Annotated in this window: 13 protein-coding genes; 9 read left to right on the top strand and 4 right to left on the bottom strand. The window is 71.2% G+C overall.

The window, feature by feature from the left end; translation table 11 throughout:
* Window positions 1-84: 84 nt before the first annotated feature.
* The 3 genes from ACFVKT_RS25810 (at window position 85) to ACFVKT_RS25800 (ending at window position 2,765) form a co-directional block, all read left to right on the top strand.
* Entirely contained in the window at window positions 85-636 is a 552-nt protein-coding gene (locus tag ACFVKT_RS25810) for an FHA domain-containing protein (protein ID WP_385735376.1), read from the top strand.
* Window positions 637-903: 267 nt separating this feature from the next.
* On the top strand, window positions 904-2,271 hold the full coding sequence (locus ACFVKT_RS25805; protein WP_385735374.1) for a M14 family zinc carboxypeptidase: 1,368 nt from the start codon (window positions 904-906) through the stop codon (window positions 2,269-2,271).
* Window positions 2,268-2,765, top strand: a complete 498-nt coding sequence (locus tag ACFVKT_RS25800; RefSeq protein WP_385735372.1) for an SSI family serine proteinase inhibitor — start codon at window positions 2,268-2,270, stop codon at window positions 2,763-2,765. The genes ACFVKT_RS25805 and ACFVKT_RS25800 overlap by 4 nt, the downstream gene beginning before the upstream one ends.
* 4 nt (window positions 2,766-2,769) lie before the next feature.
* On the opposite strand, the gene ACFVKT_RS25795 is transcribed toward ACFVKT_RS25800, so the two are convergent.
* The gene (locus ACFVKT_RS25795) at window positions 2,770-4,020 is read right to left on the bottom strand and encodes a M14 family zinc carboxypeptidase (protein WP_385735370.1); all 1,251 of its coding nucleotides are present in this window, start codon (window positions 4,018-4,020) and stop codon (window positions 2,770-2,772) included.
* Window positions 4,021-4,901: 881 nt separating this feature from the next.
* Between ACFVKT_RS25795 and ACFVKT_RS25790 the strand changes: the two genes are divergently transcribed.
* Window positions 4,902-5,906, top strand: coding sequence for a cytochrome P450 (locus ACFVKT_RS25790; protein ID WP_385735368.1), 1,005 nt, complete (start codon window positions 4,902-4,904; stop codon window positions 5,904-5,906).
* Here ACFVKT_RS25790 and treY read toward each other — a convergent pair.
* Window positions 5,866-8,283 carry a malto-oligosyltrehalose synthase gene (gene treY / locus ACFVKT_RS25785; protein ID WP_385735366.1) on the bottom strand — a complete coding sequence of 806 codons (2,418 nt, stop codon included), beginning with the start codon at window positions 8,281-8,283 and terminating at the stop codon, window positions 5,866-5,868. The two genes, ACFVKT_RS25790 and treY, sit on opposite strands and share 41 nt — an antisense overlap.
* A 120-nt stretch (window positions 8,284-8,403) precedes the next feature.
* Window positions 8,404-10,512 carry a glycogen debranching protein GlgX gene (gene glgX, locus ACFVKT_RS25780; protein ID WP_385735364.1) on the bottom strand — a complete coding sequence of 703 codons (2,109 nt, stop codon included), beginning with the start codon at window positions 10,510-10,512 and terminating at the stop codon, window positions 8,404-8,406.
* A 179-nt stretch (window positions 10,513-10,691) separates the two neighbouring features.
* Between glgX and ACFVKT_RS25775 the strand changes: the two genes are divergently transcribed.
* From ACFVKT_RS25775 to ACFVKT_RS25760, 4 genes are all read left to right on the top strand, one after another.
* Entirely contained in the window at window positions 10,692-11,501 is an 810-nt protein-coding gene (locus tag ACFVKT_RS25775; RefSeq protein WP_385735362.1) for a Tat pathway signal sequence domain protein, read from the top strand.
* 68 nt (window positions 11,502-11,569) lie between these two features.
* A complete protein-coding gene (locus tag ACFVKT_RS25770) occupies window positions 11,570-12,916 on the top strand; it encodes a copper amine oxidase (RefSeq protein ID WP_385735360.1) in 1,347 nt (448 codons plus the stop codon).
* A 115-nt stretch (window positions 12,917-13,031) separates the two neighbouring features.
* Window positions 13,032-14,270, top strand: a complete 1,239-nt coding sequence (locus ACFVKT_RS25765; protein ID WP_385735358.1) for an SAV2148 family HEPN domain-containing protein — start codon at window positions 13,032-13,034, stop codon at window positions 14,268-14,270.
* A 113-nt stretch (window positions 14,271-14,383) separates the two neighbouring features.
* Complete coding sequence (locus tag ACFVKT_RS25760; protein ID WP_385735356.1) at window positions 14,384-15,115, top strand: 3'-5' exonuclease; 732 nt, start codon at window positions 14,384-14,386, stop codon at window positions 15,113-15,115.
* A 109-nt stretch (window positions 15,116-15,224) separates the two neighbouring features.
* Here the strand turns inward: ACFVKT_RS25760 and ACFVKT_RS25755 are convergent, their stop codons facing one another.
* The gene (locus ACFVKT_RS25755; protein WP_385735354.1) at window positions 15,225-16,247 is read right to left on the bottom strand and encodes a DMT family transporter; all 1,023 of its coding nucleotides are present in this window, start codon (window positions 16,245-16,247) and stop codon (window positions 15,225-15,227) included.
* Window positions 16,248-16,342: 95 nt separating this feature from the next.
* Between ACFVKT_RS25755 and ACFVKT_RS25750 the strand changes: the two genes are divergently transcribed.
* The gene (locus ACFVKT_RS25750) at window positions 16,343-17,269 is read left to right on the top strand and encodes a LysR family transcriptional regulator (protein WP_385735352.1); all 927 of its coding nucleotides are present in this window, start codon (window positions 16,343-16,345) and stop codon (window positions 17,267-17,269) included.
* Window positions 17,270-17,310 lie beyond the last annotated feature (41 nt).

Here is a 17,310-nt window from a genome sequence, read left to right as displayed (position 1 = left end):
GCCGCCACGAACGGTCCGGTCGGACGCAGCGGCGGTTTCCGTGTGTTCTGGACACCCCGCCCGCGCTGCCCGACAATCACCAACGTGACGTCGTCCTTCGAGTTCCACACGTACCCCGCGCGGCTGTCCGACGCGGAGCGCGACCGGGCGCTGAAGGCGCTCCGTGACGGCGTCGCCCTCGGGCGGCTCTCGCACGACACGTTCATCCGGCGCATGGAGCTGGCGCTCACCGCCCGGCGGTCCGACGAACTGGCCGTGCTCACCGCCGACCTGCCCACCGAGAGCCGCTGGTCGAAGGTGGTGTTCGGCACCGTCGAGGCGGTGTCCGGCTTCTCCGTACGGGTGCGCAGGGCTTGGCAGGCCGAGAAGCTCCCGAAGCTGCTGCTGCCCCACCCCGCGGGCATGTACCCGCTGCGGATCGGGCGCGACCCCGCCAGCGGTCTGCGGCTCAACCACGAGACCGTGTCCCGGGTACACGCCGAACTGAGCCGGCAGGGCGGGTTGTGGGTCCTGCGAGACCTCGGCTCGACCAACGGCACGACCGTCAACGGGAGGCGCGTCATCGGTGCCGCCGTCGTCCGGGACGGCGACCAGATCGGCTTCGGACGGATGACGTTCCGGCTTGCGTCGGACTGATGGGCCTGGCGGCGCTGTGGCTTGCGTCGGACTGATGGGCCTGGCGGCGCTGTGGCTTGCGTCGGACTGATGGGTCCGGCGGCGTTGCGGCGTGCGTCGGACTGAGGGTTCGGACCGTTTTCACCGGTGCGTCCGACCGACCCCTGGCCTGGGTTTCGCACACCGTTTTCCTCGACTCTCCTTACCTTCCATGGTGTTGACGTACCCCCAGAGGCGTGACTGACTGTGCGTACACCATGCACATCAGGTGAACCGACGGCACCACATATGTGGAGGTGTGCCCTGCCGCCGCTCTCCCGCTACCCGACCGTGGACGAGCTGGGAGCCCGTGCGGCTGCGCTCGTCTCCCGCCATCCGCGCGACGCCCGCCTGCGCCGAGTCGGCACGTCACGGGCGGGAACGCCCCTGTGGCTCCTCTCCGTCGGGCACGGCAGCCGTCAGGCCCTCGTCGTCGCCGGACCGCACGCCAACGAACCGGTGGGCGGCGCCACGGCCCTGCGGGTGGCCGAACGGGCGCTCGCGGACCCCCGGTTGTGCGAAGGCGCGGACGCCACCTGGAACCTGCTGCTCTGCCTCGACCCCGACGGCGCCCGCCGCAACGAGGCCTGGCTGTCGGGCCCGTACACCCTCGGCAACTACTTCAGGCACTTCTTCCGGCCCGGCTTCCTGGAACAGCCCGAGTGGCTGCCCGAGGGCGCGGACGCGGCCACCCTGCCCGAGACCCGCGCCCTCCTCGACCTCCAGGACGAACTGCGGCCCTTCCTGCAGTGCTCCCTGCACGGCGTCGACGTGGGCGGCGCCTTCGTCGAGCTCACCAGCGAGCTGCCCGGCATCGCCGAGCGCGTCGCGCACACCGCGACCCGCCTCGGCATCCCGCGCGAACTCGGCCCGTACGACACCCTGTACTGGCCGACGCTGGGCCCCGCCGTCTACCGCATCCCGCCGCCGCGCCGGGGAGACCTGGCTGCCGCCATCACCGAGGCCGCGGTCGAGTCCACCTGGTTCCACCCACACCCGTACGGCACCGTGACAGCGGTCGTCGAAGCCCCCATGTGGGGCGTGGCCGCCGTGGAGGACCCCGCACCGCCCGCCGACGCCGACGCGGCGCTGCGCACCGTCAGCCACACGCTGCGCCGCGACACCCGGCTCCTGGAAGGGATCCTCGCGCGCGTGCGCCCCGCTCTCGGCCGCTCCCCGGACGCGGCCCGCCTCCTCGCCCCCGTGGACGACTATTTACTGGTCGGCCCCGGTCTCGCCGACTCGTGGGACCCCGACCTGTGCCACGGCGGAGCGCGCCCCCTGCCGCCGCTCACCGTCGCGCGCCTCACCGCCCTGCGCCTCGCCGGACGTCGGGTCGCCCTGCGCACCGCCGGACTGCTGCACCAGCTCGTGACCGGCTCGGGACACGACCCGCGCGGAGTGCTGCCGGAGCTCGACCGGCTGATCGACGAGTGGTGCGCCGACTACCGCGACGGCTGCGGCGCGCGCTGGATCCCCGTCGCACGTCAGGTCGAGTACCAAGCGCGTGTGGTGCTCGCGGTGTTCGACCTCGCAGGGCGGCACGCGCGCGTGCGGTCCCGTTCGGGTGAGACAGGGTGGGGTTCGCAGGCCGCGGTGCCGATGCACCGGGAATGACGAAAACCACTCAAGCGGTACGGGGCGGTCTGCTCGCGGCGGTCGCCCTCCTCACCGTGGGCGCGGTACCGGCTCAGGCGGCGCCGCAGCAGACCGTCCAGGGCAACTGGCTGTACCTCACGGTCAGCAGCGGCGACGCCCGCTCCAGCGACACACGCGGCACGCTGCTGCTCTGTGATCCACCCCAGGGGCACGCCCACGCGACACAGGCCTGCGCGGAACTCCGCACCGCGGAAGGGGACATCACCCGGATCCCGGTCAGGGCCGACGTCCTCTGCCCCATGGTCTACGCACCGGTCACCGCCTCCGCGCGCGGCGAGTGGAACGGCCGACGGACCGAGTACACCCGGACCTTCTCGAACACCTGCATGATGGGAGTCGAGACGGGCTCGGTGTTCGCCCTCGGGGGTCCCGGGCGCTTCGGAGGCTTCGAGGGCTTCGGAGACCACGAAGGCCACGAAGGCCTCGGACGCCTCGGGAGCCTCGGGGGCTGATTCCTCAGGCCGAGGCGTCGCGCGCGTGCCGGGCGGCCGCGATCACCGTACGGGCCTGGTGCTCGACCTGGTGGTCCAGCGGAACCCAGCGGGCCCGGAAGCGGTCGGCGAAGGCGGCGCTCCAGGTGGCGACGAGCCGTTCCAGGTGCGGCGCCTCGCGGTCGCCGGTCTCCCTGAGAACCCGCAGCAGCATCGCGGCGGCCCGCAGCGGAAGCCGGCGCCCGAACGCGTCGACACTGCCGACGTACGCCATCGTCGTGTCCGGAGGCGGTGTCCTGACCCAGTCGTCGGCCAGGCCCGGCACCAGTTCCAGCGCCCACTTGGCGGCGCGCAGCAGCGGCCCGTCGGGGCCCTGGAGCCGCGGCAGTGCCTCGGTGAGTACCGCCTCCACCTGGAGCGTGTCCCGCAGCAGCCTGCGCGCCAGCCGTCGCATCGCCGCCGCGGGGGCCGGGTGCGGTGTCGGATCGTCCACCAGGTCGCTGGCCCACATCGGCACCTCGACTACCGCGGTGAGACCGCCGTACCGGTGGGCGTGGTACCAGGTGCTGTGCCGTGCGTCGTCGGGCATGCTCGGGTACGCCGTGTCCAGGCCGGGTGCCGGCATCACATGCACGCCGGGTCCGGAGGCGGGCCAGCCCGCAGCGTCCGACGCGGCCGTCTCCACCGGGATGTGCAGTTCAGCCGCGGACTTGGCGAACGGCTCGGCCAGCCCGGGGACGTCCTTGGTCAACTGCACCCAGCTACCGCCCAGATCGGTGCCGTGCAGACTGACCTGGAGGTAGGGCCGTACCTCGTCGATGACCCGGATGAGGGCGCGGGTCTCCGGCGGCAGCCGGTCGGGCGGCAGGACGGACGGGGACCACTCCGGCTGCTCGGGCCCGGCCGGGCGGAAGAAGCCGAGGTGGTAGTCGAGCAGGGTGCGCGGCGCCGGAGTCACATGGAGGCTCGCCCCGTCCGGGTCCGCGCAGAGCAGGAAGTGCCAGGAGGTGTCGGCCCGTAACTCCCGGTCGTACATGACCCGTTCGGCCACCGCCAGCACCGTCGAACCGCCGGTCGGCTCGTTCGCGTGGGCGCCCGCGACGACCAGGACGCCGCGCCGGGCATGGCCCACGGACAGCAGATGGAGAGGCCTGCCCCCGCGCGAGACGCCGACTTGTCTGAGCGCGCACAGGCCGGGCCGGTGGGCCGCCAACGCCCGTGCGGACGAGACGATTTCGGTCACAGTGGGGTAGCGCAACTCCGGCAGGAGACTCACCCCCGACTTGTCAGCCCTGCGTCGCTTTCCGCAGTACTCCACGGACTGAGTGAACTGTCAAGGATACGAAGGGGCGGCTCCAGGGGGCGCCAAAAGGCATTTACCGCTGGCAGGGGGGTGCGCACCGCCAGATGGCGAACGCAGCGCTGATGCAGGTTGCGCCCGGTGAGGGTCAGGAAATGTCCCGCCGACCGCCCTGGACCGGGCAGGGGGCACCGGCTTCACTCGTATGGGTGTACGAGGCCTGCGGTCCGGGCGTCTCGGTGGTCGGCTGGGACCAATCGCGCGGGTCCAGCGCGCAGACCCTAGGCGGGAGGCCGGCGTTGCTGTGTCCCCACGGTCTTCCTGGTCTTCCTGGTCTCCCTGGTTTTCCTGGTTTTCCTGGTCTCTCCGGTCCCCATGGCTTTCCCGGCTCTCCTGGCGAAGGCGCATCGGTGTCCAATCCGACGGGATCGCCGTCGGGTCACGGTGCCGGGCCGCCTGCTCTTCGGAGCCCTCGGCCGGCGGACTCGCCCGCCCTGCCGAGCCTGTGGCCGGAGAGCGCGTCCGCGCCGCCGAGTCACTGCCCGGCGTTCCGGTCCGAGGTGGAGAGTCTCCGGCCGGAGCACAGGCCGGCGTCGCGCACCCGCCCGGAGACGAGGACGGAATCGCCCCGGAGGACGGAATCGCCGACGAGTACGGGCACACCCCCAACGACCGGACCCCCAACCACCGGACCCCCAACGACCGGATCCCCAACGACCGGATCCCCAACGACCGGACCCCCAACGACGACCGGACCCCCGTCGGACAACCGACCAACACCACCAACCCTCCTCGCCCCCGCCACCGAGCGCGACCCCTACCCCCTCTACCGCGTCCTCCGTGAGCGCCACCCCCTCGTGTACGACGAGCAGTTCGGCGCCTGGCTGGTCAGCAGGTACGCCGATGTACGCGCCGCGCTCGCGGACCCGCGGCTCGTCGCGGTGCCGCCCGGCCGCACCCTGGCCCACCTGGAGGGCGGCACGCACAGCGCCCACCGGGCCGTGGTCTCCCCGGCCTTCCGCGGGGCCGCGCTGGCCGCCCTGACCGCCGGTGTCGCGCGCACGGCGTTCGTCCTCGCCCGCCGCCTGGCCGCCCGTCAGGAGGCCGATCTCGTCACCGAGTTCTGCCAGTGGCTGCCCACCGCGGCGGCGGTCGCCTCGCTGGGGCTGCCGTACGAGGACACCGCGCGCGTGCATGAGTGGTGCCGGACGGGCCTCGACCACCTCGGCGGCCACCACCCCGAACTCGACGCCTTCCTGCGCCCGTACATCGCCCGCCGCCGCGCCCACCCGGGTACCGACCTGCTGTCGGCGCTGTGCACGGCGCGGGCCGACGGGCGGCCCCTGGCGGACGAGGCTGTGGCGGGTCTGGCGGGGTCCCTCCTCGGCGCGGGCGGCGAGGCGACCGCAGGGGGCCTCGCGTCGTTCCTGGCCAACCTCCTCGACCACCCTGGCCAGTTGGCCGTCGTCCGCACCCGTCCCGCGCTCGCGGCCGGCGCCTGGGCCGAGTCGCTGCGCCGCGATCCGCCGCTGCAGGTGGTGCTGCGGCGGGCCGTGGAGCCGGTCGGCGCGATACCCGTCGGCGCCACCGTGGCCTGTCTGGTGGGCTCCGCGGGCCGGGACCCCGCACGGTTCGCCGACCCGGACCGATACGACGCCTTCCGCAACGACCCCGGACAGCTCGCCCACGGCTCCGGACGGCACTTCTGCCCCGGTGCCCTGCTCGCCCGGCTCACCGCGGAGCACGGCCTGCGCGCGCTTTTGACGGTCCTGCCGGACCTCCGGTGGGCCCCGGGCTTCCGGCCCACCCCGGAGGGCCTGATCAGCCGCTCACCGCGGAGCCTTCCGGTGCGCCTGCGCTGACCCGCTCCAGCAGCACCACGGGCAGCTGCTCGAAAAGCTCCGCCACACGCGCGTGCCCCGTGAACTCCCGCCCAGGAGAGAGCACATCGGTCCACCGGCCCTCGGGGAGCGGGAGCACGGTGTCCCGCCAGCCGCCCGCTTCCGCCAGCCGCAGCGACAGCCGGGTGACGGCCGTGACCACCTCCCCGGAGCGTACGAACGCCACACAGTGGGCGGCGCCGGGACCCTGCGCCGTCAGCGGCGCGTACGTCGCCGAGTCGCCGAAGACGGCCGGGCGCCGCCCGCGCAGCCGCAGGGCCGCCGTGGTCAGCGCGGTCTTCGCCGACACCTGCTCCTGAGGTGCGAACGGCCGCCGGTTGTCCGGGTCCACCAGCGCCAGATACTCCCCCTCGGTGCCCTGGTAGACATCCGGCACCCCGGGCATCGTCAGATGGACCAGAGCGGCCCCCAGGACGTTCGCCCGCACCTGCGGAGCCAGGGAGGCCCGGAAGTCGGCCACGCGCCGCCCTGGCTCCCCGCACGGCCCCTCCGCGACGAACGCCGCCACCGCGTCCTCGTACGCGGGGTCCTGCTCGGTCCAGGCGGTGTGCAGTCCGGCCTCCCGGATGTGCTTCAACAGGGCTCCCTGGACCCGCTCAGCGTCCGCCGGGCCGAGCCCGAACACCGTCTGCCACGCGGCCCACGCCACCTGCGGGTCGGGCATGCCCGCGCCCTCGCGGGTGACCTCGGTGAGGACGTCAGCCCACTTCTCCGGGCACTCGGTGAGCACGGAGAGGGCGGCTCGTACGTCGGCGCTGCGTTTCGTGTCGTGCGTGGACAGGGCGGTTCCGGTGGCGGGCCAGTCGCGCTGCACGCGCGCGCAGTACGCGTGGAAGTCCTCCGGGGACACGGCCGGGCTCCCGGGGTTCCCGCCCACCTCGTTCGCCGAAAGCTGGGGCACATAGCGGTAGAACGCCGTGTCCTCCATGGACTTGGCCCGCAGCGCGGACGAGGTCTGCGCGAACCGGGCCCGGAACTCGGCGTGCCCGGGCCCGTCACCTGCCCGCCCGAGAACCAGGTCCCGTACGACGTCCACGGCATGCGCCTCCTCGGGCACCGTGAAGACCGCCCGGGCCTCGGCGGCGGCCTCCTCGGTGACCACCAGGGCGGCGTCCGAGGACGGGTAGGGCCGGTACACCTCAAGCCGTACGAGGAGCTCCCGCAGCGCGGTGGCCAGCGCCCAGGGGGCGTGGTCGCGCAGCGCCGGATCAGGGGAGGCGGCGCACAGCCCGCTCGCCTCGCGGGTAAGCCGGTCGGTCTCCGTGGCCAGTTCGTGCGTGACCACCTTGTACGCCGCCCGGCGCACCGTCGCCTCCCAGCGGCCGCCCCGGTCGCTCTGAGGGGCCGCGAAGCGCCGGTACTGGCCCAGGAGTTCGCCCGCGCCCGCCGGGTCCGTGAAGAGGCCGTCGACATGCCGCAGCGCGTCGTAGCCGGTGGTGCCCGCGACGGGCCATGCCGCGGGCAGCGGCTCGCCGTCCGCGAGGATCTTCTCGACCACCGTCCAGCGCCCGCCGGTCGCCTCGTGCAGCCGGCGCAGGTACTCGTCCGGGTCCGCGAGTCCGTCCGGGTGGTCGATACGCAGCCCGTCCACCACGCCCTCGTCGAGCAGCTCCAGGATCTTCGCATGGGTCGCCGTGAACACCTCCGGGTCCTCGACGCGCACCCCGATGAGCTCCGAAATGCTGAAGAACCGCCGGTAGTTGAGCTCGGTGCGGGCCAGCCGCCACCACACCGGGCGGTACCACTGCGCGTCGAGCAGCTGCGGCAGGGGCAGGTTCGCGGTGCCCTCGCGCAGCGGGAACACATGGTCGTAGTAGCGCAGGACGTCGCCGTCCACCTTCAGGTGGCCGATCTCCGAGCCGAGTCGGCCTCCGAGCACCGGCAGCAGCAGCTGCCCGCCCTGGGCGTCCCAGTCGATGTCGAACCAGCGCGCGTACGGCGACTGCGGCCCCTCACGCAGCACCTCCCAGAGGGGGCGGTTGTGGCGCGGAGACATCGCCATGTGGTTCGGCACGATGTCCACGACCAGACCGAGGCCGTGTTCGCGGGCGGTGCGCGCCAGGGAGCGCAGTCCGTCCTCGCCGCCCAGTTCGTCCCGTACGCGCGCGTGGTCCACCACGTCGTAGCCGTGCGTCGAGCCGGGGACCGACTCCAGGACGGGGGACAGGTGCAGATGGGAGACGCCGAGCGAGGCCAGATACGGCACGGCCGCCTCGGCGGCCCCGAAGGGGAACTCCGGCTGGAGCTGCAACCGGTACGTGGCGGTCGGCACGACGGGAACCACGGGCTCGCCGACCACGGGCCCGGGAGGTACCGGTTCTGGACGCTCAGGTGTCATGGAGACCTACGTACCCGCCCTGCCGCCTTTCGTGTCATCGACGCATGCAAACGGGCACGCGCGCGTGTCCCGAAAGAACCCTCTACGCGCGCGTGCCCCTGTCGAACGACAACCGACCGCCTAGGCGGGCCGCTGCAACACCGTCATGCTCCGGTCGACCAGCGTCAGCCGGTCCCCGGCCTCGACCTTGGCGCCCGTTCCCGGTGCCACTCCCTCCGGAAGTGCCGTGTCGACGATCACCTGCCACTGGCGCCCGTGGTTGACCGGCACCACGAACTCCAGGGACTGCGGAGAGGCGTTGAACATCAGCAGGAAGGAGTCGTCGGCGATGCGCTCCCCGCGCGGGCCCGGTTCGGAAATCGCGTTGCCGTTGAGGAAGACGGACAGGGCGCGCGCCGTCGCGGAGCCCCAGTCGCGCTCGGTCATCTCCCCGCCCTCCGGGGTGAACCACGCGATGTCGGACAGCTCGTCGTGCGTGCCCTGGACGGGGCGCCCGTGGAAGAACCTGCGGCGCCGGAAGACCGGGTGGTCACGCCGCAGCCACACCATCGCGCGCGTGAACTCCAGCAGCTCGCCGCCCTCCTCCGGCCACGGCACCCAGCACAGCTCGCTGTCCTGGCAGTACCCGTTGTTGTTGCCGCCCTGGGTACGCGCGAACTCGTCGCCGTGGCTGAGCATCGGCACGCCCTGGGAGAGCATCAGCGTGGCCACGTAGTTGCGCCGCTGGCGGGCCCGCAGAGCGAGGATCGACTCGTCGTCCGTCTCGCCCTCGACCCCGCAGTTCCAGGACCGGTTGTGGCTCTCGCCGTCGCGGTTGTCCTCGCCGTTGGCGTGGTTGTGCTTGTTGTTGTAGGAGACGAGGTCGTTCAGCGTGAAGCCGTCGTGGCACGTCACGAAGTTGATGGACGCGAGGGGGCGGCGGCCGTCGTCCTGGTAGAGGTCGGAGGAGCCCGTCAGACGGGACGCGAACTCGGCCAGCGTGCGGGGCTCGCCCCGCCACATGTCCCGTACGGTGTCGCGGTACTTGCCGTTCCACTCGGTCCACAGCGGCGGGAAGTTGCCCACCTGGTAGCCGCCCTCGCCGACGTCCCAGGGCTCGGCGATCAGCTTCACCTGGGAGACCACCGGGTCCTGCTGCACCAGGTCGAAGAACGACGACAGCCGGTCCACCTCGTGGAACTGCCTCGCCAGGGTGGCCGCGAGGTCGAAGCGGAACCCGTCGACGTGCATCTCGGTGACCCAGTAGCGCAGCGAGTCCATGATCAGCTGGAGCACGTGCGGGGAGCGCATCAGCAGGGAGTTGCCGGTCCCCGTGGTGTCCGTGTAGTAGCGCTGGTCCTCCGAGAGGCGGTAGTACGAGGCGTTGTCGAGGCCCCTGAAGGACAGCGTCGGCCCCAGGTGGTTGCCCTCGGCCGTGTGGTTGTAGACGACGTCCAGGATGACCTCGATACCGGCCTCGTGCAGTGCCCGGACCGCCGACTTGAACTCCAGGACCTGCTGGCCGCGGTCGCCCCAGGAGGCGTACGCGTTGTGCGGGGCGAAGAAGCCGATCGTGTTGTAGCCCCAGTAGTTGTTCAGGCCCATGTCCACCAGACGGTGGTCGTTCACGAACTGGTGTACGGGCATCAGTTCCAGCGCGGTGACACCCAGTTTGGTCAGGTGTTCGATGATCGCTGGGTGGGCGAGCGCCGCGTACGTGCCGCGCAGCTCCTCGGGCAGCTCCGGGTGCTGCATCGTGAGGCCCTTCACATGGGCCTCGTAGAGCACGGTGTGGTGGTATTCGGTACGGGGCGGCCGGTCGTCGCCCCAGTCGAAGTACGGGTTGACCACCACCGACGTCATGGTGTGCGGCGCCGAGTCCAGGTCGTTGCGCTTGTCGGGCTCCCCGAAGTGGTAGCCGTACACCTCCTCGCCCCAGTCGATCGCACCGCTGATGGCCTTCGCGTACGGATCGAGCAGCAGCTTCGCGGAGTTGACGCGCTGCCCGTGCCCCGGGTCGTACCGCCCGTGCGCACGGAAGCCGTAGCGCTGTCCGGGCATGATGCCGGGCAGATAGGCGTGCCGCACGAACGCGTCGCTCTCGCGCAGCTCCACCGCCGTCTCCGAGCCGTCGTCGTGCAGCAGACACAGCTCTATACGGTCGGCGGCCTCCGAGAAGACCGCGAAGTTGGTACCGGCACCGTCGTACGTGGCACCGAGTGGATATGCCTCTCCAGGCCAGACCTGCATGGATATGACTCTTCCAGTAGTGCCGTGCCCCGGGGGGCCGCTCCGAGCCGAGTCTCCCCGAAAGTGGCGGAACCTCCTATGACTTACGTCCCTCTTACCCAATGACCAGGCATACGTCGTGTGCCGAACCAGTGGGGCTCGAAAACACTCCTGGACGGATCAGGGGAGCAGGGGGAAATGTGCGCAGGACAGTGCGCCGCCATCTGGGCAAGGTGGTGGCGGGTACGGCCATCGCGGTGGCCGGGACAGCGGTGATGATCGGTATCACGCTGCCGGGGTCGGCGGGGGCCGACGACTCGGGCGGAAGCGGGGCGAGCGGCCAGGCCTCGCAGGGGACGGGGCAGCAGGAGCAGGCGGCTGTGCAGCCGGGCGTCGTCGAGCAGGTGCCGGACGAGGGTGACAAGGGCATCGGCCGCGACCCGCTGACCGACGACGAGACCGAGCGGGTCGAGCGCATCGCGCTGAACCAGCAGCTGCTCAGGTCCGCCGAGGACGTCGAAGGTGACCGCGGCCCGCAGCGGATCGGCGTCGACCTCGCCGAACCCGCGGAGAACGAACTGGGCGACGCGAACGCGCCGCGCCGCGCCGAGGTCCGGTTCTACGACTACAAGGACGACGCGCTCGTCACCAAGACCGTCAACCTCGACACCGGGAAGGTCGAGCGGACCGGCACGCAGCACGGCGTCCAGCCGCCCATCAGCCACGACGAGATGACCGAAGCCGCACAGCTGCTGATCGCCGACCCGCTCAGTTCGGGCCTCAAGGCCGACTACGAGGACGCCACGGGGAAGGAACTCACCTCCCCCGACCAGCTGATCCTGAACAGCATGGTCTTCCGCGCGGCCCCGGGCGCCAAGCCCGCCGCGCTCGCGGACTGCGGCATGCACCGCTGTGTGCGGCTCTTCCCGAAGGTCAGGAACGGGCCCTGGATCGACAGCCGTGACCTGGTTATCGACCTGAGCGGCCGCAGGGTCGTCAAGCTCGGCTAGCCGCCGCCCTCATCAGTTCGCTTCTCCCACTCACCTCCTTTTCTGCTTCCGCAAGGAGTCACTTCGTCATGCGCGTAAACGGTTTGCTCAGCGGCGTACGGCCGCGGGGAATCAGCCGGGTCCACAGCCGGACGGCGGTGGGCCTCTCGGCGGCCGCACTGCTCGTCGGGACGGCCACCGCCGCGGGACCCGCGGTCGCCCAGCCCAAGGCCGCTCCGGCGCCGGCCGCCGACTGCAGCGCGGCGTACCGGATCGAGCAGAAGCTCTCCACCGGCACCACCTGGCGGATGTGCTGGCACTACGAGAGCGAGGCCGGGCTCGTCCTGGAGAACATCTCGTACCAGCCCAAGGGCGAGGCCAGTCCCATCAAGGTCCTCTCCAGCGCCAAGCTCGCCCAGATCCACGTCCCCTACGACGACGGCAAGGCGGAGTACGACGACCTCACGGGCGCCGGCTTCGGGCAGGGTCTGATGAACCTGGCCCCGGGCGAGTGTCCCGGCGGCACCATCAAGAAGGTCAAGATCCCCAACGCCTGGGACCCGGAGCACCCCACCGCCAACGGCCTGTGCACCACGACCCGGACGCGCGGTCACGCCTACCGCATGCAGGGCGACACGGCGAGCAAGGTCTACCAGACCCAGGGCAAGGACCTGCTGGTCTACACCGTCAACCAGGTCGGCTGGTACGAGTACATCACCGAGTGGCGCTTCCAGGACGACGGCACCGTCAACATGAACGTCGGCGCCACCGGCAGCCTCTCGCCCGGCGACTACAACGCGGGCGACGGCCGCGGCTGGCCGATCGGCACCGGAGCCAGGTCCTACGCCACCAGTCACAGCCACAACGTCTTCTGGCGGCTCCAGTTCGCGCTGGACGGCTCCGCCAAGAACAAGGTCGAGCAGTACGACTCCGTGGTCAGCCCGCCCGCGAACGCCAACGAGGGGCCGACCAACAAGACCACCCTCACCAAGGTCACCAAGGAACTCGCGGGCGACGCCAAGAACATGCGCTGGTGGCGCGTCGTCAGCAACATCGGCAAGAACAAGGACTGGCACGCGCGATCGTACGAGATCGTCCCCGGCGCCACCACCAAGTACCCGGGGCGCAGCTTCACCAAGCACGACATCTACTTCACCGAGTACAACCAGTGCGAACAGTTCGCCAGCAACAACCCGGGCAACTGCGGTACCGGAGCCGGTAATTCCGTCGACAAGTGGGTCAACGGACAGACGCTCACCCACCCCGTCGCCTGGGTCAACGTGGGCTTCCACCACATCGCGCGCGACGAGGACCAGCAGCCCATGCCGGTTCACTGGCAGGGCTTCGCCATCGCTCCGCGCGATGTCACCGCTATGAATCCGCTCACTCCGCCAGCCCTCGCCAACCAGAACGGGCAAGCCGAAAACGGTAGTTGAGAAACGACCTGTCCATCGGGCTGCACCGCTGACCGCTCCCGGAGTACCCTTCCTTGATCGTTGAGTGGGGGCTTGCTCCACGCGAGAGCTCGGGGGAGCGGAAGGCGGTGCGCGGGTGGGCTCGGGAGGGCTGGAGTTGCCTCCTGGTGACGAGGGTCACGAGGGGAACTCCACAGATGTCCCGCCCGGTGCGGTGTCCCTGGCACGGCCGATGGAGATGGGATCTATTGGACCGGAACTGGACTGGGGCGCCGACGCCTGGGGCGAGGTGCGTACCCGCGCCCAGCGGGCCGGGCGCGCCTACATCTGGCTGAACCTGGTCGAGCAGCGGCTGCGCGCGGTCGTGGCCGCTGTCCTCCGTCCCATCTACGAACCCGTCCACGGCGACGAATGGGTGGTCGCCGCCGCCGGACCCGCCGGACAGGAATGGGTGCAGCGCGCGGTCGCCGTACGCGAAGTCAGCCGCCGCAAGGGGTACTTGCTCGACCCCGCCGACGACAACGTGCTCAGTTTCCTGACCCTGCCGCAGCTGCGCGAGCTGATGGTGCAGCACTGGCCGTGCTTCGAGCCCTACTTCGACGAACGCCGCGATGTCGAACTCGCCCTGGACGAACTGGAAGTCACCCGGAACGTCGTCTCGCGCAACCGTGCCCTGTCCGAGGCGGTTCTCGCACAGGCCGAGCGTGCCGCGTCGAAACTCCTGGAGATACTCGGCGCCGGCAGCGACGTGCCCTCCGCGCGCAGGCTGCCCGTCGACGCTGTGGAGAACCTGGTCGGCGACCGGTACGCGGACGTGGTCGGCGTGCATTCGGACCGGGTGCGGCTGCTGCGCCAGTTCCCCGCGGAAGACCTCTTCGGCGGCGCCCGCCGTCTCGACGCCATCGGCATCGGCCTGAACCTGCTGGTGCAGAACTTCTCCGGCCGGCGGCTCGTGCGGCTCGCCGAGTCGGGCTGCCGGGTGCGGCTGCTGTTCCTCAACCCGGCGTCCAGCGCGGTGAAGCGACGTGAGCGCGAACTCGGCATCAAGCGGGGCGAGTTGAGCCGCGCCGTCGAGATGAACATCCTGCACATGCGCCGAGTGCGGTCCAAGCTGCGTGACCCGGGCGCCTTCGAGATCCAGGTCTACGACGAGACACCTCGCTTCACCGCGTACCTCGTGGACGGGGACGGATCGGACGGCATAGGGGTCGTGCAGTCCTATCTGCGCCGGACGCGGGGCATGGAGGCGCCGGTGTTCGTACTGCGCGGCGGGGGCCGCGTGGTCAAACCGGACGAGATCGAAGAAGAGGGGCTCTTCCCGACATACCGCGAGGAGTTCGAGGTGGCCTGGGCGGACTCGCGTCCGGTTTCCTGACGCTCCGGATACCCGCAGCGGCCGGGAAGCGGAATGCGGCCCTCGGATTGTCAGTGGTGCATGGGATCGTGGAGACCACTGGGGGAAAGCACCACGAAGAAGGGGGGCCGCCCATGGGCTGGCACCAGGAGCTGCTGACCGGCTTCGACCTGGAGACGACCGGGACGGATCCGCGCGAGGCGCGCATCGTCACCGGGGCGGTGGTCGAGGTCAAGGACGGAAGTCTGCGAGGGCACCGCGAGTGGCTGGCCGATCCGGGGGTGGAGATTCCGGCGGACGCGGTGGCGGTGCACGGGATCACGAACGAACGGGCGGTGGCCGAGGGCAGGCCGGCCGATCAGGTCGCCGACGCGATCGCGGGCGTCCTCGTCTCCTCCTGGCAGTCGGGCGTTCCGGTCGTCGCCTACAACGCGGCCTTCGACCTGACCCTGCTCTCCGCCGAACTGCGGCGGTACGGTCTGCCGTCCCTGCGCGACCGGCTGCGCGGCGTGGATCCGGCGCCCGTCATCGACCCGTACACGATCGACCGCTCGGTGGACCGCTACCGCCGCGGCAAGCGCAACCTCGAAGCGGTCTGCACGGAGTACGGGGTCTCGCTGGACACCGCCCACGACGCCTCGGCCGACGCGCTCGCCGCGGCCCGGCTGGCCTGTGCGATAGCCGACCGCCACCCGAAGGTCGCGGCCCTCGGCCCGGCCGAGCTGCACCGCCGTCAGATCGAGTGGTATGCCGAGTGGGCAGCCGACTTCCAGAGCTTCCTGCGCCGCAAGGGCGAGGCGGACGCGGTGGTGGACGGTGTGTGGCCCTTGCGCGAGTTGGCGGACGAGCGGGTCCGGACGGACTGACCCTCGTCACACCGGCGCCGGGCTCGCGATGAGCGCTACCCGCGGCCGGGCCCTTTGGGCTCGTGCTCGATGAGGCGGTAGTCGATGCAGGAGGTGTCGAGGAGGGAGATCAGTTGCCGGTAAGTGTCGTCGTCGGGCATGGGGTTTGCTTTTCGAGGCGTTGAGCCGTAGCGCTCTGAGCTTCGGCGTCCTGTTCCCTCGCGGTGCTGATGGCGGTTCCGCCGGTCTCCATGGGCTCGGCGCCGATGCGATGGGCCCGTTCCACGGACTGGCCCCAATAGGTGCCGCCGACCATCAGGGCCGCGCCGAGGCCGGTGAGCCAGCTGAGGTGTTCGCCACCGAGGCCGATGCCCACCGCGGCGGCCCAGATCGGTTCGGTGCCCAGCAGCAGGCTGGCCCGGCTGGCGGAAGTGCGCTGCACGGCCCACGTCTGGGCGAGGAACGCGAACACGCTGCAGAACAGGGCGAGATAGACGAGCTGCGCCCAGGTCGCGGTGTCGGCGTGAGCCAGCGCCGGCAGGTCGTGCCCGGCCGGTGCCAGGAACAGGGCCGACCCGACGAGGGTCTGCACCGCCGTCAGGTGCAGCGGCCGTATCGACCGGCGTGCGGTGAGCCGTCCGACGAGCACGACATGCACCGCCCGCACCAGCGCGGCGACGAGCATCAGCAGGTCGCCGAGGCGGAGATCGTGGAAGCCGTTGCCGGACATCAGGAGTCCGACAGCCAGGACACACACCCCGGCGGCGGCGAAGAACACGGGAGGCAGCCCACCGCGCCGGCCGGCGCGGTCGAGGAGCGGGGTGAGCACGATGGTCAGGCTGATGATCAGCCCGGCATTGGCGGCGCTGGTGTGCGCGACACCGTACGTCTCCACGACGAGGACGGCGGCCTGGGTGACCCCCAGCGGCACCCCGGCCCGGATCTCGTCACGGGTCCACCGGCGCCCGCCTCGGGGTCCGCCCCGGCGGGCGGCGACGAGACCGAGACAGGCGAGCGCGGAGAACGCGTACCGCACGAGCAGGACGACCAGAACGGGCAGGGCGGAAGTGGCCGTCTGGGCGGACAGATAGCTGGAACCCCAGACGAGCGCGACAAGGAGGAGTACCAGATCGGTACGGCGGGTGTCGGACACCTGCCTACGGTGCACCGGGGACATCCCTGAAGCCCAGAGGCACCTTCTAAAATGATCTTTTAGTTTCCCTACATCGTGCACCTACACTGGGACGCGTGGACGAACGGCAGCTGAGGATCCTTCGGGAGCTCGGCGAACTGGGCAGTGTCACCGCGGTCGCCGAGGCACTCCTGGTGACGCCCTCGGCGATCTCGCAGCAACTGCGGCTGCTGCAGCGCGCGATCGCGGTCCCGCTCACCGAGCGCCAGGGCAGAAGGCTGGTACTCACCGACGCCGGACAGGCCCTGGCGGGCGCAGCGGTCGAGGTGGAGACGGCTCTGGCGCGGGCCCGGCACACGGTCGACGAGTTCCTCGACCGCCCCGATGGCGAGGTATCGGTGGCGGCGTTCCACAGTGCGGGTGCGACGTTCTTCCCGGCGCTGCTGCGCGGTCTCGCCGGACCCGGCCGGCCCGTTCTGGCGCTCGCGGACGAGGACGTGGCGCAGGACGACTTCCCCCGGCTCACCCGTGAGTACGACCTCGTCCTCGCCCATCGCCTCGACCACGCCCCGCCGTGGCCGCGCACGGTGACCGTGACCACACTGCTGCGTGAGCCGCTGGATGTGGCGATGCCTGCCGACCACCCGCTCGCCGCGAAGCGGCGTGTCTCCCCACGCGATGTGGCGGACCAACCGTGGATCACCGTGCATGACGGCTTCCCGGTCATGGCCACCATCGAGGCCATCGCCGCCGCGGCCGGCCGGCCGCTCCATCTCGCGCACCGCATCAACGAGTTCGCGGTGGTCGCAGAGGCCGTCGCCGCCGGGGGAGGCCTCGCGCTGATGCCCCGCTGGACCACGCGGTCGCACCCCGCGCTGGTCCTCAAGCCGCTCAGCGGCGTACAGGCCAGACGGCACATCGATGCGCTTCATCGCCCCGAGCGCACGGCCCGCAAGGCGGTGCGCACAGTCCTGGCGGAGCTGCGCCGCGCCGCCCGGACGATCCAGGCCCGGGACACGGGCGAAACCGTGGCCGACTCCTGAGGCTCCACGGCACATCCGTACCTCCCGACCCGGGATGGGTG

Source organism: Streptomyces sp. NPDC127595, assembly GCF_042671685.1.
Taxonomy (GTDB): domain Bacteria; phylum Actinomycetota; class Actinomycetes; order Streptomycetales; family Streptomycetaceae; genus Streptomyces.
This window is presented reverse-complemented; position numbering and strand designations above follow the sequence as displayed.